This window comes from Parageobacillus thermantarcticus (genome assembly GCF_900111865.1).
In the GTDB taxonomy this organism is placed as follows: Bacteria; Bacillota; Bacilli; order Bacillales; family Anoxybacillaceae; genus Parageobacillus; species Parageobacillus thermantarcticus.
Genome location: NZ_FOJS01000001.1, coordinates 232,358 through 251,736, shown reverse-complemented (window position 1 = coordinate 251,736; position 19,379 = coordinate 232,358). Strand labels below are relative to the sequence as shown.

At 45.7% G+C, this 19,379-nt stretch carries 20 protein-coding genes; 18 read left to right on the top strand and 2 right to left on the bottom strand.

Annotated features, from left to right (window positions below; genetic code table 11):
* The first annotated feature begins 61 nt into the window (after positions 1-61).
* The 6 genes from BM278_RS01310 to BM278_RS18595 all read left to right on the top strand — a co-directional run bounded on the left by BM278_RS01310 (position 62) and on the right by BM278_RS18595 (position 4,115).
* Positions 62-844, top strand: a complete 783-nt coding sequence (locus tag BM278_RS01310) for a hypothetical protein (protein WP_090947597.1) — start codon at positions 62-64, stop codon at positions 842-844.
* A 4-nt stretch (positions 845-848) separates the two neighbouring features.
* A complete protein-coding gene (locus tag BM278_RS01305; protein WP_090947596.1) occupies positions 849-1,229 on the top strand; it encodes a GntR family transcriptional regulator in 381 nt (126 codons plus the stop codon).
* Complete coding sequence (locus BM278_RS01300; protein WP_090947595.1) at positions 1,226-1,930, top strand: ABC transporter ATP-binding protein; 705 nt, start codon at positions 1,226-1,228, stop codon at positions 1,928-1,930. Before BM278_RS01305 ends, BM278_RS01300 begins: the two co-directional genes overlap by 4 nt.
* Positions 1,927-2,841, top strand: coding sequence for an ABC transporter ATP-binding protein (locus BM278_RS01295; RefSeq protein WP_090947594.1), 915 nt, complete (start codon positions 1,927-1,929; stop codon positions 2,839-2,841). The genes BM278_RS01300 and BM278_RS01295 overlap by 4 nt, the downstream gene beginning before the upstream one ends.
* Positions 2,834-3,781: an ABC transporter permease gene (locus BM278_RS01290; protein WP_090947593.1), complete on the top strand. Its 948-nt coding sequence runs from the start codon at positions 2,834-2,836 to the stop codon at positions 3,779-3,781. The genes BM278_RS01295 and BM278_RS01290 overlap by 8 nt, the downstream gene beginning before the upstream one ends.
* A 178-nt stretch (positions 3,782-3,959) precedes the next feature.
* Positions 3,960-4,115 carry a hypothetical protein gene (locus tag BM278_RS18595; RefSeq protein ID WP_167359557.1) on the top strand — a complete coding sequence of 52 codons (156 nt, stop codon included), beginning with the start codon at positions 3,960-3,962 and terminating at the stop codon, positions 4,113-4,115.
* Positions 4,116-4,218: 103 nt separating this feature from the next.
* Here the strand turns inward: BM278_RS18595 and BM278_RS01285 are convergent, their stop codons facing one another.
* Positions 4,219-4,785, bottom strand: coding sequence for a Uma2 family endonuclease (locus tag BM278_RS01285; RefSeq protein ID WP_090947592.1), 567 nt, complete (start codon positions 4,783-4,785; stop codon positions 4,219-4,221).
* A 146-nt stretch (positions 4,786-4,931) separates the two neighbouring features.
* Between BM278_RS01285 and BM278_RS01280 the strand changes: the two genes are divergently transcribed.
* The 3 genes from BM278_RS01280 (at position 4,932) to BM278_RS01270 (ending at position 9,262) form a co-directional block, all read left to right on the top strand.
* The gene (locus tag BM278_RS01280; protein ID WP_090947591.1) at positions 4,932-5,384 is read left to right on the top strand and encodes a MarR family winged helix-turn-helix transcriptional regulator; all 453 of its coding nucleotides are present in this window, start codon (positions 4,932-4,934) and stop codon (positions 5,382-5,384) included.
* Entirely contained in the window at positions 5,381-8,503 is a 3,123-nt protein-coding gene (locus tag BM278_RS01275; protein ID WP_090947590.1) for an MMPL family transporter, read from the top strand. Before BM278_RS01280 ends, BM278_RS01275 begins: the two co-directional genes overlap by 4 nt.
* A gap of 96 nt (positions 8,504-8,599) precedes the next feature.
* Positions 8,600-9,262: a type 1 glutamine amidotransferase domain-containing protein gene (locus BM278_RS01270; RefSeq protein WP_090947589.1), complete on the top strand. Its 663-nt coding sequence runs from the start codon at positions 8,600-8,602 to the stop codon at positions 9,260-9,262.
* 141 nt (positions 9,263-9,403) lie between these two features.
* Here the strand turns inward: BM278_RS01270 and rnhC are convergent, their stop codons facing one another.
* On the bottom strand, positions 9,404-10,309 hold the full coding sequence (rnhC, locus tag BM278_RS01265) for a ribonuclease HIII (RefSeq protein ID WP_090947588.1): 906 nt from the start codon (positions 10,307-10,309) through the stop codon (positions 9,404-9,406).
* A gap of 120 nt (positions 10,310-10,429) precedes the next feature.
* Between rnhC and zapA the strand changes: the two genes are divergently transcribed.
* The 9 genes from zapA to BM278_RS01225 all read left to right on the top strand — a co-directional run bounded on the left by zapA (position 10,430) and on the right by BM278_RS01225 (position 19,336).
* The gene (zapA, locus tag BM278_RS01260; RefSeq protein ID WP_090947587.1) at positions 10,430-10,693 is read left to right on the top strand and encodes a cell division protein ZapA; all 264 of its coding nucleotides are present in this window, start codon (positions 10,430-10,432) and stop codon (positions 10,691-10,693) included.
* Between the two features lie 4 nt (positions 10,694-10,697).
* Positions 10,698-11,237, top strand: a complete 540-nt coding sequence (locus BM278_RS01255) for a CvpA family protein (protein WP_090947586.1) — start codon at positions 10,698-10,700, stop codon at positions 11,235-11,237.
* Between the two features lie 100 nt (positions 11,238-11,337).
* Complete coding sequence (gene polX / locus BM278_RS01250) at positions 11,338-13,056, top strand: DNA polymerase/3'-5' exonuclease PolX (protein ID WP_090947585.1); 1,719 nt, start codon at positions 11,338-11,340, stop codon at positions 13,054-13,056.
* A 42-nt stretch (positions 13,057-13,098) separates the two neighbouring features.
* Entirely contained in the window at positions 13,099-15,453 is a 2,355-nt protein-coding gene (locus tag BM278_RS01245) for an endonuclease MutS2 (RefSeq protein ID WP_090947584.1), read from the top strand.
* Positions 15,454-15,468: 15 nt separating this feature from the next.
* On the top strand, positions 15,469-15,876 hold the full coding sequence (locus tag BM278_RS01240) for a DUF350 domain-containing protein (protein ID WP_090947583.1): 408 nt from the start codon (positions 15,469-15,471) through the stop codon (positions 15,874-15,876).
* A gap of 13 nt (positions 15,877-15,889) precedes the next feature.
* Positions 15,890-16,054, top strand: a complete 165-nt coding sequence (locus BM278_RS18590; protein ID WP_167359561.1) for a hypothetical protein — start codon at positions 15,890-15,892, stop codon at positions 16,052-16,054.
* A gap of 98 nt (positions 16,055-16,152) precedes the next feature.
* Positions 16,153-17,841 carry a long-chain-fatty-acid--CoA ligase gene (locus BM278_RS01235; RefSeq protein ID WP_090947582.1) on the top strand — a complete coding sequence of 563 codons (1,689 nt, stop codon included), beginning with the start codon at positions 16,153-16,155 and terminating at the stop codon, positions 17,839-17,841.
* 97 nt (positions 17,842-17,938) lie between these two features.
* Positions 17,939-18,523 carry a TetR/AcrR family transcriptional regulator gene (locus BM278_RS01230; protein WP_090947747.1) on the top strand — a complete coding sequence of 195 codons (585 nt, stop codon included), beginning with the start codon at positions 17,939-17,941 and terminating at the stop codon, positions 18,521-18,523.
* 39 nt (positions 18,524-18,562) lie between these two features.
* Positions 18,563-19,336, top strand: a complete 774-nt coding sequence (locus tag BM278_RS01225) for an enoyl-CoA hydratase (protein WP_090947581.1) — start codon at positions 18,563-18,565, stop codon at positions 19,334-19,336.
* The last annotated feature ends 43 nt before the right edge of the window (positions 19,337-19,379 follow it).

Sequence of the window (19,379 nt, the reverse complement as noted above, 5' to 3'; positions counted from 1 at the left end):
TATTTTGAACTAGTGTACTATTTAACTAGAACACTAATTCACTGTTGCCGGAGGGGAAAGAATGAATCCGTGGGTTGGCTTGTTAAAAAAAGAGTGGCGCATCTCTAAACTGTGGATATTAACTACTGTTGGAATCGTTATCATCGTTAATATGGTGTCATATTTATTGTCTCTAAAGTACGACGAGCCGATAGCGATGTTTGTTCCATCATTGGTTGTCACATGCCTGCATGCATTTTATATGTTGATGTTTATGGCTCTTAGCTTACAAACAGAAGCGAAGCGGCTTCATTTATGGCTTCACACCCCGCAGCCGGCATTTCGGTTGGTAAGCGCCAAACTGCTGATCGCGTTTGCCAGCATGCTTATTTCTCTGTTTGTTTCGGCATTATTTACTTATATTGCTTCTCTTGGAGTAAAAGAGAGGTATTTTTATGAAAAAATATGGAATGATGAACTTTTTATCGAAAGCGGTGCGCTAGCGGTTCTTTATATTGCGCTGCTATCTATCCATATGGCGGTTTGGTTTTTGCTTTGTTGGGCGATTTACCGTATTGGTAAACAAATGATTGCAAAACTATCGGGGCTGATTGTTACGCTTATTTATTTTCTGTTAGGCTGGCTGTTTTCGTCGTTTATGAAAACAAACGTATACGAATGGCTAACGGGATGGGGAAAAATAGCGATGCCGGGGGTTGTGTTCAAGTACAATACGGCTAAGGGGTGGATAATGATCGAAAAGATGGAAACGATGCCAATAGGAGCAGTCGTTTTTTACGGTATTATGGCTGTTCTTGCATTTTGCGCTTCCATTTGGCTAATTGACAGAAAAGTTGAGGTGTAAAGACGTGGCCGAGGAGTTTGATACAACGAAGCCAATTTATATACAAATAATGGAGAGGATAAACAAAAAAATCGTCCGAAACGAATGGAAGGCGGGGGAGAAGCTGCCGTCTGTCCGCGAGATGGCAGTGGAAACAGGGGTGAATCCGAATACGATACAGCGCACATATAGCGAACTGGAGAGGATGGGGATTGTGGAAACACGACGCGGTCAAGGAACGTTTGTTACAGAAAACGCGGAAGTCATCGAACGGTTGCGTGAGCGGCTGAAGCGGGACATTGTTGCTGACTTTGTCCGAAACATGACGGAGCTTGGGTTTACGCTGGACGAGATGATCGCTACATTGAAAAACTACGAAGGGGATGAAGAAGGGGGAGAGCAATGATTCAATTTGAGCACGTGACAAAAAAGTTTGGCAGCGTGACGGCGCTCGATGATGTTTCGCTAAGATTAGACAAAGGAAAAATTATCGGCGTCCTTGGCGCAAATGGCAGCGGCAAATCGACGTTTTTAAAATTAATCGCTGGGCTAATTTTTCCAACAGCAGGAAACGTGCTTGTGGACGGCGAAAAAGTAACGAGGAAAATCAGCCGCAAAGTCGCGTATTTATCGGAATTGGACGCCTATTATGACAGTTTTACGGTTCAAGATATGCTTGATTTTTACGCTTCGCAATTTAGCGATTTTCGAACAGAAAAAGCGCGTGACATATTAGCGTTTATGCAAATCGATCCGTCCAAGAAATGGAAGCAGCTGTCCAAAGGCGGACGGGGGCGTGCGAAAATCGCCTTTGCGCTAGCACGGGAAGCGCCGATTTTATTGATGGATGAACCGCTGTCCGGACTCGATCCGATGGTGCGCGAATCGATCGTCAAAGGGCTTGTTTCATTTGTCGATCTAGAACGGCAGACGATTGTGATGACAACACATGAAATCGATGAAGTCGAACCGCTGCTCGATGAAGCCGTTTTTCTCCGCAATGGAACGGTGGCAGAACGCGTCCATGTCGATGAATTAAGAGAGACAAGCCGCGATAGTGTAGTAAACAGGCTGAAAAAAATTTATAAGGGAGAGGAACGACCATGAACCCGCTTTTGCAGTTGAAAAATGTCAGGAAGGATATCGGCAAGAAAACGATTATTCACGATTTGTCGCTCGAAGTATTTGCTGGGGAAGTGTTTGGTTTTCTTGGGCCGAACGGCGCCGGGAAAACGACGACGATCCGCATGATCGTAGGGCTGATGGGAATTACTAGCGGCGAAGTGCTGATTAATGGAATCAGCATTCAAAAAGATTTTGAAAAAGCGATCCAACATGTCGGCGCCATTGTTGAAAATCCGGAAATGTACAAGTTTTTGACCGGATATCAAAATTTGCTTCATTACGCGCGCATGACGAAAGGAGTCACTAAAGAACGCATTGATGAAGTTGTCCAATTAGTCGGCTTGGAAAAACGAATTCATGACAAAGTGAAAACATATTCGCTCGGCATGCGACAGCGGCTCGGACTGGCGCAGGCATTGCTTCATCGTCCTTCTTTGCTTATTTTGGATGAACCGACAAACGGGCTTGATCCCGCCGGCATCCGCGAAATCCGCGACTACTTGCGCAAGCTGGCGAAAGAAGAAGGGCTTGGCATCATCGTTTCGAGCCATCTTCTCTCGGAAATGGAGATGATGTGCGATCGGTTTGCGATTATTCAACATGGGAGATTAGTAGGAATTGAGTCGGTTCAAGAACTGTCCAAGCAAGCTCAAAAAGTGCTGCTTACAGTAGAGCCGGTAGAGCAAGCGTTAACGGTGATCAAAAACGCTTATCCTCATATGAACGTCACGCCGGCAAAGCAAGGAATTGAAGTTTCGCTCGATTATGAGGAAATACCAAACTTAAATGCCGCGCTAGTGTCTGAACATATTAAAGTGTACGGAATTCAAGTTCTTACGAAATCGTTGGAAGAAAGATTTTTAGAAATGACGGGAGGAAACGAAATTGTCTAGCATTTTTTCGCTAATTCAAAATGAAAATATGAAAATTTACCGCAGGTTTGGCACATGGTTTATGATCGGGCTTCTTGCTTTGGCGACGTTGGCGGGAGCGCTGATTATCAAAGCGACGCATAAAGAGCCGGAAAACTGGAAGGCGGAGGTCGCTTCGGAGATAAAAAGAATGGAAGCCGAGCTTTCTGAGGAAAAGCTGCCGAAGATGTATAAAAATTATCTCAAACAACAGCTGAAGATCAATGAATATCGTCTAGAACACAATATCAAACCTGTGGCGCCCAATACGTTTTGGGGATATTTGGTGGACTCGGCAGACATTATCGCGCTGATCACACTGTTTACGATTATTGTGGCGGCAGGAAGCGTGGCGAGCGAATTTTCATGGGGAACGATCAAGCTGCTCCTTATTCGCCCTGCGAGCCGCACGAAAATTTTGCTTTCCAAATACATCGCCGCCCTGTTGTTCGCGCTTTGCATGCTGTTATTGTTGTTTATTTTTTCGGCTGTCGTCGGCGCAGCCGTTTTTGGAATCGAAAACATTCGCGAACCGTATTTAGCGTACCAAAACGGAGCGGTTGTTGAGAGAAGCATGCTTTTCCATGTTGTGCAAGTCTATGCGTTAAATTGTGCCGACCTTGTTATGATGGCGACCTTTGCGTTTATGATATCGGCGGTGTTTCGCAACCATTCGCTCGCGATTGGGCTGGCGACGTTTGCGTTGTTTGTAGGGCCGCAAGTGACGGCGCTTCTTGCGATGAAATTTGACTGGGCAAAATATTTATTATTTGCCAACACCAATTTAACGCAATATATTGATGGGACGCCGCTTGTTGAAGGAATGACGATGTCGTTTTCGCTCATGATGCTGCTTGTTTATTTTGTTATATTCAACGGAATTGCTTGGTTGATTTTTCGAAAACGGGATATTGCGGCGTAATGCTTCTTATTCATGAAAATATACTTACGGAAGAAATGACGAAATCAAAAAGGGATGTCACTCTTGCAAAAGGATGACATCCTTCATTATATTTTTTGGATAGCGATTGCCGTGGGCAGAACATGGGATAAAAAGGTATAATAAAACTATATTATAAGCGATTCGGAGTGATGACATAATGAAAGAAATGGATTTTTCTGAATTGAGTGAGTGGATTTTGGAGAGAAAAAGCGATGTGGAGCGGCACATATTACAGACAAAAGGAAAAGAGCGCAATATCCGTACACGGGCTCGTGATGAAAACGAAGCCAAAATATTAGAGACATATACATAAAAAAGTCTAAATGAAAAGGGAAGTAAAATATTTAAGCAAACAAGGGTGGTATTATAAGATGAAGAAGCAAAACAAAAACTTCGTACGCTTTGTTCTAACGTCACTATTCGTTTTGGAAAAATATAGAACTAACTTCCACTGTTAAGTCCGGAAAAATAAACGATACCAACTGTTGTCCTTTGCCAAATACCTCTCTTTTTTTAAAAAACCCGTCTTCGAACCCAAATACTTCGATTGTTTGATAAATCGGATCAACAATCCAGTATTCTTGGACGCCAAATTTTTCATATAGCTTGAATTTCTCGTTTCTGTCTTTTAAGGCGGTTGACGGGGAAAGCACCTCAATCACTAGCGTTGGGGCGCCTAAACAACCATTTTTTGTTAATTGGTGTTTATGGCAAATAACAGAGATGTCAGGCTGGACGACATGGGGAGCCTGTTCATAATCGTCATTGTTTGAAAATCGAACATCAAACGGGGCAATTGCTACATAGCAATTCTTATTTTGAAAATAGGAGCGCAATGTAAACGACAGCTCTACGATGGCGAATTGGTGTTCCCATGTCGGAGATGGGCTCATATTATATGCTACGCCGTCAATGAGTTCCCAACGCCCTTCCCACTGAAGGTAGTCTTGATAAGAATACGGTTTGGACGGCTCTCGTTTCATTTTCGATTCCTCCCATACTTTCCTTCATTATATCATTTTGCTTTGGAAAAAAGAAAAACATTTCGGTTGACTTCTTTTTAGGGGATTGTTACATTGTTTAATAGTTAAACAGTTAAACTATTTTTTTCACAAAGAGGAGTGGTATTTTGCAGTATGAGAACATTCATCATTTAGTAGAACGATATTTGTCGGTTTCCTTTATTGTAATGAGAAAAGCGGCGGCGCTCGTCAAGTACGAGCTTGATGAGGATATGACAAACGACCAGTATTATCTGCTTCGCTACATAAAAAAGAAAGCGAAATGCACATCAACCGAGCTTGCCTCCTTGTTTGGTGTCAACAAAAGCGCGATTACGGCGATGACGAACCGCCTTGTCAAAAAAGGCCTGATTCAACGCACGCGTGATCAAAACGACCGCAGAGTTGTTTATTTGACGCTGACGGAACGAGGAAACGAATGGATCATGGAAACGGAAGAAAAAATTCATAAACTAGTCGAATCGTTCATCAGCAAATTTTCGGAGGAAGAAATTGAAACGTTTATTCAAACGTATGAAAAGCTTGCACGTATTTTGCAGGAGATGGAGGGGGCATCGTGAGAGGAATCATTAAAGGGAAATGGTTTGTGTTGTTGGCGTGGATTGTCGCTGCTGTTGTCCTTATTGTGACGGCGCCGAACATGGCTGACCTTGTCCGTGAGAAAGGGCAGCTTAGCGTGCCGAAAGGATATTCCTCGTCGCTGGCGATCGATATTTTGAATGAAATGCAAAAAAAGGAGAATAAAGGAAACGAACTGTCAACGGCGCTTGTGTTTTACCGCAAAGGCGGATTGACGGACAATGATTGGAAAGAAGCGAAGCGCGCCGTTGAACAACTGGAAGCGCAGAAAGACAAACTCGGAATTACCGAGATAATTTCTCCGTTTAACGAGAAGGAATTAAAAGATCAACTCGTCTCGAAAGACGGCACGACGATTTTAACGTCGGTGAAGCTGGAGCGGAATGGAAGAAGCGCGAAAGAAATAAGCAAGGCGCTTTACAAAGCGATTGATGGCATTTCGGTCGAGCATTATTACACGGGAAGCTGGATGATTGACGAAGACGTTGTCGTCAGTTCACAAGCAGGGTTGAAAAAGACGGAAGGCATTACCGTTGTATTTATTTTAGTGGTGTTGCTTGTCGTGTTTCGTTCGTTTGTCGCGCCGCTCATTCCGCTTGTGACGGTCGGGATGACGTATTTAGTATCACAGGCGCTTGTCGCTTTTCTTGTCGATCAAGTGAATTTTCCGCTGTCTACGTTTACGCAAATCTTTTTAGTCGCCGTGCTGTTTGGAATCGGTACGGACTATTGCATTTTGTTGTTAAGCCGATTTAAGGAAGAGCTTTCGCAGCATGAAAACCGCGCCGATGCGATTATCGCCACGTACCGCACTGCGGGAAAAACGGTGTTGTTCAGCGGAATCGCCGTGATGATCGGGTTTGCGGCGATTGGATTGTCGACGTTTAAGTTGTATCAATCGGCTGCCGCGGTCGCGATCGGCGTGGCGGTGCTGCTTGTTGCGCTGATGACGTTAGTGCCGTTTTTTATGGCGGTGCTTGGTCCAAATCTGTTTTGGCCGGCGAAAGGCAATTTAGAGCATAAACAAAGCCGATTGTGGGATGCGGCAGGACGTTTTGCGCTGGCAAGACCGCTCGTCGCTTTAGGAATTGTCGCGATTATTACCGTTCCGGTGTTGGCGACGTATGACGGGGATTTGTCGTTTGATTCGCTTGAAGAAATTGGCGACGACTATGCGTCCGTCAAAGCGTTTCACATCATAGCGAAAAGCTTTAGCCCGGGCGAAGTGATGCCGACACAAATCGTCATGAAAAATGATGAAGCGCTGAACTCGCAAGAATATTTTGCCCTCATTGAAAAAATCAGCCGTGAAGTCGAGAAAGTCGACGGCGTTGATAAAGTGCGCTCCGTCACGCGCCCAACTGGAGAACCAATTGAACAATTGCTTGTCACAAAACAAGCGAAAAGTTTAAAAGACGGTCTTGGTCAAGGAAAAGAAGGGATCGAGAAAATCAGTTCTGGGCTCGATCAAGCGAGCGAGCAGCTTTCTGCTTCTGCGCCAAAATTAAAGCAAGCGACAAATGGCATCGAACGGCTTGTCTCAGGAACGGAGCGGCTGAAAGCAGGTGTCGGCGACTTGCAAAAAGGGCTTGCACAAATTGAACAAGGCATTCGCAGCGGTTCGATGGGAGCTGGCGAAATCAAAAAAGGATTAGCAACGATTCAAAGCAATGCGAAAAAGCTACAACAAGGCGCTGAACGGCTGCTGCAAGGATATGAAAAGGCGGGTGCCGGTCTCTCTTTGCTTGTGGGCCAGTATGAACAGCTGCAAGCTGGCATGAACGCTTTATCGGCGCAATTATCCTCGGTAAACGCATCGTTGCAGCGCATTGAGCAAACACACCCAGAGCTGCGACAAGATCGCGAATATCAGCAGACAAAAATGGTCGCAGCGGGATTGGCGAAACAATCACAGCAAATGACTGCCGGTTTTGCGCAATTAAATGCCGCGCTCAAACAGGCGAGCGCTGGGGTGCGTCAAGCGAACGGATCGTTTGCGCAGCTGATCGACGGCCAAAAAGCGTTAATGGATGGGATGTCCAAACTAATCGCAGGGCTTGATGAGCTGCAAAAAGGAATGGATAAAGCGGCAAACGGGCAGCGCCAAGTGATCGAGCGCCTGCCGCAATTAGCGAATGGATTAAACGAAGTGAACGCCGGTCAAGAACAGCTGCTGCAAGGATTTTCGCAGTTAGATGGGCAAATGAATCAATTAATGACAGGGCTTGATCAAAGCGCCGCCGGTCTGCGCAAAGTGTCGAAAGGCCTCGGTTCCGCACAAAGCTATTTATCCGAGCTTTCGGCTTCGCCAAACGAAGAAATGACAGGATGGTATTTGCCAAAACAAGTGTTGGAAAGCAAAGACTTTGCCAAAGCGCAAGACGCTTACATGTCGAAAGATAATAAAATCGTGACATTTGATGTGATTTTTGATGAAAATCCGTATTCGACGTCAGCGTTAAACAAAATTGACGATATTAAACAAGCGGTCGCACGCGCGGTCAAAGATACGAAACTGGAAAATGCAAAAGTTGCCGTTGGCGGAGTAACAAGCATTTATTCCGATTTGCATATGATTTCGTCCGCTGACTATTCTCGCACTGTCGTGTTGATGCTTGCCGGCATTGCCCTTATTTTGATGATTTTGCTTCGTTCGCTGATTATGCCGATGTATTTAATTTTATCGCTCGTTTTAACGTACTACACGTCGATGGCCGTCACAGAGCTTGTTTTCGTCGACGGGCTTGGCTACGCCGGCTTGAACTGGGCGGTATCGTTTTTCGCGTTTGTCATCTTAATCGCGCTTGGCATCGACTATAGCATTTTCCTGATGGACCGTTTCAACGAATACCGCGACAAGCCGGTGCAGGAGGCAATGCTTGTTGCGATGCGCAACATGGGCACGGTCATTATCTCGGCAGCGATCATTTTAGGCGGAACGTTTGCGGCCATGTATCCGTCCGGTGTCTTATCGCTTTTGCAGATCGCGACGATCGTTCTTACCGGGTTAATTTTATATGCGCTCGTTGTGCTGCCGCTGTTTGTCCCGGTGATGGTTAAAACGTTCGGCAAAGCAAACTGGTGGCCGTTTATAAAATAACAGACCGATTTCATTGCCAGAGAGCATATTTGTTGTTTATTTTGCAAAAGGTATCTATGATAAAAGTGATGTTTCCAGTAAAGGGAGGAATCATAAATGACGAAACGCGTGCTAATGGTTGTCACGAATCATACAACGATCACCGATGACCATAAAACAGGGCTTTGGCTTGAGGAATTTGCCGTTCCGTACCTTGTCTTTAAAGAAAAAGGGTATGATGTAAAAGTGGCAAGCATTCAAGGCGGGGAAGTGCCGCTTGACCCACGCAGCATTGAAGAAAAAGATCCTGCTTGGGCAAAAGCGGAAGAAGAGTTGAAAAACACCGCCCGCTTGAGCAAAGACGACGCGACAGGTTTTGATGCGATTTTCCTTCCTGGCGGTCACGGGACGATGTTCGATTTTCCAGATAACGAAACATTGCAATACGTTCTGCAACAATTTGCTGAAGACGGGAGAATTATTGGCGCCGTTTGCCATGGTCCGTCCGGTCTTGTCAATGTGACATATAAAGACGGAACGCCGCTTGTCAAAGGAAAAACGGTAACCGCGTTTACGGACGAAGAAGAGAAAGAAGTGCAATTAGATCAATACATGCCGTTTTTACTTGAGTCGACGTTGCGCTCAAGAGGCGCCAATTTTGTCCGCGGGGAAAAATGGACGGACTTCTCCGTGCGCGATGGCAATTTGATTACGGGGCAAAACCCGCAATCGAGCCGAAGCACGGCGGAAAAAGTAGTGGAAGCATTGGAAGAAAAATAATGTATGATCGTGCTACCGCTTTGTGCGGTAGTTTTTTTATGAACGTGGGCGAGAAGCCGTCTATCTTAGTTGCAGCTATAGGAATGAAAGGGACCGGCGGGCGAGGTAGGGCTATTTCCCCTCTCGCAAGTCCGACACCTCTCATTGTTTGGCAATTTGCGCCGCCTTTTTCGTATTGGCGAAATGAAGCTTCGCGCACGTTTCGAGAATTGCGGGACCGTGCGTTTGTATAAGCTTGGCGGCGGCTTGGTCGACTTGTGCCCCCGCTCCTTTTGGTAATGTCATGCCGACTTTTTGGCTTAGCCGCTCCATTTCTTGCAAAAACACGTAGCGGGCGATGATCGAAGCAGCGGCCACTGCAATATGGATCGTTTCTGCCTTCGGATAGCAATATACACGGTCACGGACGACGTTTGTTTCGCCTTCGAGGTAGCGAAAATATAAGTCCCGCTCAATAAATTGGTCAATGATGATCGCTTCCGGTTCTATAGGGGCAAGCCGTTTTATAAGCTTTGCAATTGCTTCATTATGTAGCAACGCTTTTATTTTCGTTTGTGGCATGCCCCTTCTCTGCCAGTCATTATACATTCGGTTGAACAGTATCACCGTTTGGTACGGAATCATGTCCATCAGCGCCGGGGCGAGCCGGCGGATCGCTTCATCGGTTAATTGCTTCGAATCCTTTACTCCCATTGTCCAAATTGCCTTGATTTGATCTTTAGCGACATATGCGGCGGCAACGACGACCGGGCCGAAATAATCTCCAGTTCCGACTTCATCGGAACCGATTGCCGATGCGGCAGCCAAACGAACTTGAGAGGCTGCCGCTTTCTTTTGTTCCAATTGTTCTTGCCATTTCGCCGCTTCCTGTTCCGCCGCTTTTCCTTGAAACAGCACTTTCCCTGAACGGTAAGCGGTAATCGTGCAGCCCGCCCGTTTAGCGACGAACAAAGCGCCTGCAGGAAGATGCCCTGTTATATCGGAAGCGTAATGATTCCGTATCTTTTCCAGAAGCGCCGCTGTTGCCGCGATAACGTGATTAGCCATGTCGATTCACTCCTATTGTCGTTGTTTTTTCTTTTGCATATCATAGTGGTCGTATCTTTTCATTATATCAGCATTCATGTTATGATAAACAATAGGATTTTGAAGAATGGGGGAAATCATTTGGCGGAGCAACAAAAAACGCGGGTGACAGTCGAGATATACGGACAGCAATATACGATCGTTGGCACAGAAAGTTCAAGCCATATTCGTTTGGTGGCATCGATCGTCGACGATAAAATGCGGGAGATTAGCGAGAAAAACCCGACATTGGATATTAGCAAGCTAGCGGTGCTGACCGCGATCAACATCGTTCACGATTACGTAAAATTAAAAGAAGAATACGATCGGCTTTTGCAAAAACTAGGCAAAGAAAAGGATGAGTGACGGAATGGTCGATCTTCTTTTGCTTTTTATCCTTTTCATGGGGTTTATGATTGGCTTGAAACGCGGATTTATTTTGCAATTTATTCATATGGCAGGCTTTGTCATTGCGTTTGCCGTTGCGTACTATCATTATGAAAAATTAGTGCCGACGCTTCGATTATGGATTCCGTATCCAACGTTCGGCGATTCGGAAACGGCGAAATTGCTATTTGAAAGCACCCATTTGGATGACGCGTATTATCGGGCGATCGCGTTTGTCATTTTATTTTTTGCGGCGAAAATCGTGCTGCAAATTATCGGCTCCATGCTTGACTTTGTGGCGCAGTTGCCGATTCTTCGCAGCATTAACCGCTGGGCTGGCGGAGCGTTAGGGTTTGTCGAAGTGTACTTAATCGTGTTTTTACTTCTATACGTTGGCGCGCTTATCCCAATTGAAAGCATACAAACAAAGATTCAGCATTCTTTTATGGCAATGGCGATTGTGAAACATACTCCGTTCTTGTCAGATATGTTGAAACAAATGTGGATTCATTATATGGCGTAGCGACTTCTCTATTTTTTATAGGGAAGTTTTTTTGTACTTTTTTATAAAAAACTTGTATTATTGTTTCGTAGTGGGTTGTACGTTATAGGTGGTGGATATCATGAAAGGAAATAAAAAAGATGTCATTCGTCTCCTAGAGACGATTGCGTTATATATGGAAATAAAAGGAGAAAATCCGTTTAAAATCGCCGCGTTTCGTAAAGCGGCGAGCGCATTGGAAGCAGATGAACGGAGCATCGCGGAAATAGAAGATTTCACCGCGATTCCAGGCATCGGAAAAAGCACGTCCAGCGTTATTCAAGAATTTTTGGAAACGGGCGCATCAAGCGTTTTGGAACAATTGAAGCAAGAAATTCCGGAAAGCTTGCTTGCATTGTTGCGGCTTCCCGGCCTTGGCGGCAAGAAAATCGCCAAATTGTATCAAGAGCTAGGAGTTGTCGATATTGCCACATTGAAAGAAGCTTGCCTCGCCCAGAAAGTGCAGCAGCTTCCGGGCTTCGGCAAAAAAACGGAAGAAAAGCTCTTGGCTGCGATTGAAGAAATCGGATCCCGCCCGGAACGGCTTCCGTTAGCTTTTGTGCTGCCAATTGCCGAGGAAATAGAACGTCAGCTCGAAAACATGGAAGGAATCGTTCGCTTTTCCCGCGCTGGCAGTTTGCGGCGCATGAAAGAAACCGTGAAGGATTTGGATTTCATTATCGCGACGAACGAGCCGCGGCTTGTGCGGGAACAGTTATTAAAGCTTGCGAATGTTGTTGACGTCATTGCCAACGGCGATACGAAAGTGTCCTTGCAGCTTCGCTATGAGTATGACATTGCCGTTGATTTTCGTTTAGTGGCGCCGGAGCAGTTTGCCACGACGCTTCATCATTTTACGGGATCGAAAGAACATAATGTTCGCATGCGGCAGCTGGCGAAAGAGCGTGGCGAAAAAATTAGCGAGTACGGAGTGGAAAATGCGAAAACAGGCGAAGTAAACACTTTTTCTGATGAGCGAGCGTTTTTTGCCTATTTCGACTTGCCGTTTATTCCGCCGGAACTGAGGGAGGATGGGACGGAAGTCGATCGTTATCGTGATGGATATCCGCTTCTTCGCCTTTCCGACATTCAAGGGGATTTGCATATGCATTCGGCTTGGAGCGACGGGGCGTGCTCGATTGAGGAAATGGCGGAAGCGTGCCGGAAAAAAGGCTACCGTTATATGGCGATCACCGATCATTCACAATATTTGAAAGTGGCGAACGGTTTAACGGTGGAGCGGCTTCGCCGGCAGCGTGAAGAAATTGAACGGCTAAACGCGAAGTATGATGGTTTTACGATTTTGGCTGGCGTGGAAATGGATATTTTGCCAGATGGGACGCTTGATTACGATGATGACGTTCTCGAAGAGTTGGACTTTGTCATCGCCGCGATTCATTCAAGTTTTTCCCAGCCGCGCGATGTGATTATGAAGCGCCTCACTGCCGCGCTGCGCAACCGTCATGTTGATTTGATCGCCCATCCTACAGGGAGGCTGATCGGAAAGCGAGACGGATATGACGTAGATATAGACATGCTTATTGAACTGGCGCGGGAAACGAATACGGCGCTTGAGTTAAACGCGAATCCGAACCGCCTTGATTTATCCTATTCTTATTTAAAGAAAGCGCAAGACGCCGGTGTGAAAATCGCGATTAATACAGATGCCCACCATTTGGACATGCTTGACCATATGCAAATAGGGGTAATCACAGCGAGAAAAGGATGGATTCGCAAGGAAACGGTAATCAATACATGGTCTCTTGAAGAATTGCGCAGCTTTTTGCGGCGCGATCGGTGAAAGTGAATTTGTCGACAATTTTCAGATGGAGGTTTTTCATCCGTGCATACAAGAGTGCTTCACGTACTAGAATTTGATAAAGTGAAAGAACAATTGTTAGAACACGTATCTTCGTCGTTAGGAAAAGAAAAAGTAGAAAAACTGTTTCCTTCTTCGCATTTTGCGGAGGTCGTAAACTGGCAAGAAGAAACAGACGAAGCGGCAGCTGCGCTGCGTCTGCGCGGGCACGTTCCGCTTGGCGGCATTTTTGACATCCGCGCAAGCCTCAAACGGGCGAAAATCGGCGGAACGCTTAGTCCGCATGAGCTTTTGGATATCGCCAGCACCATCTCCGCAAGCCGGCAGTTGAAGCAGTTTGTTGAATCGCTGCGCGAAGAAAAAGAGGAGTTTCCGCACTTGGCAGGCTATGCGGAAAAACTGGTCGCGCTTCCGGAAGTGCAGCAAGCGATTGAGCGCTGTATCGACGATCATGGCGAAGTAATGGATCATGCGAGCGAGCGGCTGCGTTCCATCCGCCAGCAGCTGCGAGCGACGGAGGCGCGGGTGCGTGAAAAATTAGAGAGCATCATTCGTTCGCCATCAGCGCAAAAAATGTTATCCGATGCGATCATTACGATTCGCAACGATCGCTATGTCATTCCGGTAAAACAAGAGTACCGCGGCGCTTATGGCGGCATCGTCCATGATCAATCGGCTTCGGGAGCAACATTGTTTATTGAACCGCAAGCGGTGGTGGAATTAAACAACCAGCTTCAAGAAGCGCGCGTCAAAGAAAAGCGGGAAATCGAGCGGATTTTAATCGAATTGACCGGCATTGTCGCTGAACATGCAGAAGCGCTTCTCGAAAATGTTGATATATTAGCGCAGCTTGATTTTATTTTCGCCAAAGCGAAATACGCCAACAAGCTGAAAGCGACAAAACCTGCCTTGAACGATCGCGGCTATATCCGGTTGTTGCAGGCGCGCCATCCGCTTATTGACCAAGACGTTGTCGTTCCAAATGATATCGAGCTTGGAAAAGATTATACAACGATTGTCATTACCGGTCCGAACACCGGCGGGAAAACGGTCACATTAAAAACGATCGGATTATTAACGTTGATGGCGCAATCCGGTTTATTTATTCCGGCGCTGGATGGTTCGGAGCTGGCGGTGTTCCGTTCCGTTTATGCTGATATCGGGGATGAACAATCGATTGAACAAAGTTTAAGCACGTTTTCTTCCCATATGGTCAATATTGTCGATATTTTGCGCGACGTTGATCATGAAAGTCTCGTTTTATTCGACGAGTTGGGCGCGGGAACCGATCCGCAGGAAGGTGCAGCGCTGGCGATCGCCATTTTGGACGAAGTGCACGGACGCGGGGCGCGGACGGTGGCGACTACCCATTATCCGGAATTAAAAGCGTACGGGTACAACCGCGACGGTGTCATTAATGCGAGCGTTGAATTTGACACCGAAACGCTGCGCCCAACGTATAAGTTATTGATCGGAATCCCCGGGCGGAGCAACGCCTTTGAAATATCGAAGCGCCTTGGACTTGATGAGCGCATTATCGAACGGGCGAAATCGCATATTAGTGCAGAAAGCAACAATGTGGAAAATATGATCGCTTCGCTAGAACAAAGCAAAAAGCGGGCAGAGGAAGAACAGAAAAAAGCGGAAGAAGCGCGCATCGAAGCAGAAAAGCTGCGCCGCGACTGGCAGCAAAAATGGGAAGAGCTTGATGAAAAACGCGAGGAAATCATCGAAGAAGCGAAACGAAAAGCAGCCGATATCGTTCGCTCCTCTCAACAAAAGGCGGAGCGAATTATCCGCGAACTTCGCCGAATGCAGCAAGAAAAACAAGCGGAAATTAAAGAACATGAGCTGATCGAGGCGAAAAAGCGCCTCCAAGAAGCGATGCCGACATTGGAAAAGAAGAAAAAAGAACGAAAAAAACAGGCGAAGCATTCATTTCAGCCTGGCGATGAAGTAAAAGTGACAAGTTTAAATCAAAAAGGGTATCTTGTCGAAAAGGTTTCTGATGATGAATGGCAAGTGCAGCTCGGCATTTTAAAAATGAAAATAAATGAACGGGATTTAGAATATATCAGCAGCGCGCCGAAAACGGAGACAAAGCCGCTTGCCACCGTAAAAGGGAAAGACTATCACGTCGGATTGGAACTTGACTTGCGCGGGGAACGGTACGAAGATGCGCTTGCCCGTTTGGAGAAATATATTGATGATGCGCTTTTGGCGGGATATCCGCGCGTTTCGATCATTCACGGAAAAGGAACGGGGGCGCTCCGCAAAGGGGTGCAAGAATTTTTAAAAACGCACCGAGCCGTGAAAAGCTTTCATTTTGGCGATGCTAATGAAGGAGGAACGGGGGTAACGATTGTTGAATTAAAATGATGAGGGGAGAAAATGATGAGTTCGTTTTGGGAAAACGAAATCATAAAAATCGCCGCCAATTTTAGCGTGGCTGTTTTATGCATGGTCGTGTTTTTAGCGATATTTGAACTAGTGACAAAATATAAAAATTGGGAGGAGATTCAAAAAGGAAACGTCGCGGTGGCGATGGCAACCGGCGGAAAAATTTTCGGCATCGCTAATATTTTCCGCTATGCTCTTCACCATCACGAATCGCTGTTGGCGATGATCGGCTGGGGAATATACGGCTTTATTTTGCTACTGGTTGCGTATTTCATTTACGAATTTCTTACTCCGAAATTTAATATCGATGAGGAAATCGCCAAAGACAATCGCGCTGTCGGACTCATTTCCATGGTTATTTCCGTCGGCTTATCGTATGTCATTGGAGAAGGAATTCGGTAAAGGGAGTCAAAAGATGGAAACATTAGTAAAAGCATTGCTTGTTTTTTGCGGGATCTTTCTTGTTATTGGCATCGTATATTTAGCATGGAAGAATAAAACGATGGAAACATTGTCGAAAATATTGTTTATTTTATGCGCGTTTTTTGTCCTTATCGGCATCATTTATTTATTTTTGTAGCGTCCTACTTACTAGGACGCTTTTTTGATGTAAAATTCGAAAAAGTGTAATAAAATAAAAATAAATCATCTGAAATTTTCGAATATAGGAGGGGTACGATGGAAAAACGATGGCTTGCACATTATCCGCCGGAAATTCCACATCACCTTGATTATCCTAATAAAACGTTGCCTGATTACTTGCGGGAAACAGCGGCGGAATTCGGAGGGAATGATGCGATTTATTTCTTTGGGAAAACGCTTACATTTCATGAAGTTTATGAACAGGCGCTCACATTGGCGAATTATTTGCGGAAGATCGGATTGCAAAAAGGAGATCGTGTCTCGATTATGCTGCCAAACTGCCCGCAAGCGGTTGTCAGCTATTATGGGGTGTTATTGGCGGGAGGCATTGTCGTGCAGACGAATCCGCTTTATACGGAGCACGAGTTGGAATATCAGCTGAATGACAGCGGAGCGACGGTGCTCATTACGCTTGACATGCTTTATCCGAAAGCGGCAAAAGCAAAAGCGAAGGCAAACGTCAAGCATCTGATCATTACAAGCATCAAGGACTATTTGCCGACGGTGAAAAAATGGCTGTATCCGCTCATGCAGTGGAAGCAGGGGCAGCCGGCGATTGTCAAAGTGGAAGAACGGAGCGACCAACATTTATTTTCTAAAATAATGTCACGTCCGAACATAACGGAGCCAAACATAGCGCTTGACCCCGTTGAAGATGTGGCGTTATTGCAGTATACTGGCGGAACGACTGGTGTGCCAAAAGCAGCTATGCTTACGCATCGAAATTTAATCGCCAACACGTTAATGTGCGCCCATTGGATGTATCGATGCGGAAAAGGAACGGAGTCGATTTTAGGGATATTGCCGTTTTTCCACGTGTATGGCATGACAACGATCATGAATTTAGCGATCATGCAAGCGTATAAAATGATTCTTTTGCCGCGATTCGATGTGGAAACAACATTAAAAACGATTGAAAAGCTGAGACCGACGTTGTTTCCGGGAGCGCCGACGATGTATATTGCGCTATTAAATCACCCGAATTTACCGCGCTATGACTTATCTTCCATCAAAGTGTGCATTAGCGGATCAGCGCCGTTGCCAGTGGAAATACAAGAAAAATTTGAAAAAGTGACTGGTGGAAAACTGATCGAAGGGTACGGATTAACAGAAGCATCTCCTGTTACTCACAGCAATTTTGTATGGGACGGAGAACGGGTGAAAGGAAGCATCGGTGTGCCTTGGCCGGATACGGAAGCGAAAATCGTGTCATTGGAAACGGGCGAAGAAGCAAAGGTGAACGAAATCGGCGAACTCGTTGTCCGCGGCCCGCAAGTCATGAAAGGATATTGGAATCAGCCGCATGAAACGGAGAACGTTTTGCGCGGAGGATGGCTATATACGGGAGATATCGGTTATATGGATGAACGCGGCTATTTTTACATCGTTGACCGTAAAAAAGACATTATTATCGCAAGCGGTTACAACATTTATCCACGCGAAGTGGAAGAAGTGTTATATGAGCATCCAAAAGTACAGGAAGCAGTAGTCGTTGGCGTTCCAGATGAATACCGCGGAGAAACAGTCAAAGCGTTTGTCGTTCTTAAACAAGGAGAACAATGTACGGAAGAGGAATTGGATCAATTTATGAGAAGCCGATTGGCGGCATATAAAGTGCCGCGCATCTATGAGTTCCGCAAAGAACTGCCAAAAACAGCAGTTGGGAAAATTTTGCGACGAGCATTGCTCGAGGAAGAAATGAAAAAAAATAACGAATCCGTTTAGATTTTATGTGACTTTGTCTTGACAAAACAAGCAAGGGGTCTTTAAAATGAAAATATGAATGATTGCTCATTCATATTTTCGTAAAGGAGAATGGATGTTGAGAAGAGATAAGCCGAAATTTAAACAAATCATCGATGCAGCAGTCGTAGTCATTGCCGAACATGGCTATCATCATGCACAAGTATCGAAAATCGCCAAACAGGCGGGGGTCGCGGACGGAACGATTTATCTTTATTTTAAAAATAAAGAAGACATTCTTATATCGCTGTTTCAAGAAAAAATGGGCTCCTTTATCGAGAAAATCGAACAGGAGATAGCAGGAATTTCGAGCCCTTTAGAGAAATTGTACGTATTAGTTAAGAAACATTTTGAATCGCTGGCGCAAGATCATCATCTAGCCGTCGTTACTCAATTAGAGCTTCGTCAATCGAATAAAGAATTACGGCTTCGGATTAATGAAGTGTTAAAAAGATATTTGCGCATTATTGATGAAATTGTGAAAGAAGGGATTGAAAAAGGCGAGTTTCGCCGTGATTTAGATATTCGTCTCACAAGGCAAATGATTTTTGGAGCGATTGACGAAACGGTGACGACATGGGTAATGAACGAGCAAAAGTATGATCTAGTCGCATTAGCGAAGCCGGTTTACGAATTATTGACAAAAGGTTGTGCATCTTCTTAGCAAGATTGCATATTTGTTTAAAGGGGGAGAGGAGATTACATGGAATTTTTTCGCGTTCATAAAGAAGAGTTTGTCGCGGACGTAACGTTTTCCCGTCCTCCGGCAAACGCTCTTTCATCCGCTGTTTTGAAAGAGCTTTCATCATTGTTGGATGAACTGGAAGCGGATGAAAATGTCCGCGTCGTGCTTCTTCACGGTGAAGGGAAATTTTTCTCGGCAGGTGCCGATATTAAAGAGTTTACGTCCATCAAATCTAGCGAAGAAGCCGTAAAGCTGTCAAGAGCTGGTCAGCAGTTGATGGAGCGCATCGAGCGGTTTGCAAAGCCGGTGATTGCGGCGGTCCATGGCGCGGCGTTAGGCGGCGGATTGGAGTTAGCGATGAGTTGCCACATTCGCGTTGTTTCCGAAAATGCCAAACTCGGCCTGCCGGAGCTGCAGCTTGGCATTATACCTGGCTTTGCCGGAACGCAGCGGCTTCCTAGCTACGTCGGCTTCGGCAAAGCAGCCGAGATGATGTGGACGAGCGAACCGATTACCGGAACGGAAGCGGTGCAATGGGGCTTGGCAAACAAGGCGGTGCCGGAAAAACAACTGCTGGAGGAAGCAAAAAAACTGGCGAAAAAAATCGCGCAAAAAAGCCCGCTTTCCATTCGCGCGACATTGCAGCTTTTGAACGCCTTTAAAGAAAAATCGTTCCAGGAAGCGATGCGTGAGGAAGCTGAACTGTTTGGGAGCGTGTTTACGTCAGAAGATGCGAAAGAAGGAGTGCAGGCATTCATCGAAAAACGCCCGCCAACCTTTCGCGGCAAATAGTGTTGTTAATTAACTGAATCTTTTAAACTAAAATAATGTTTTG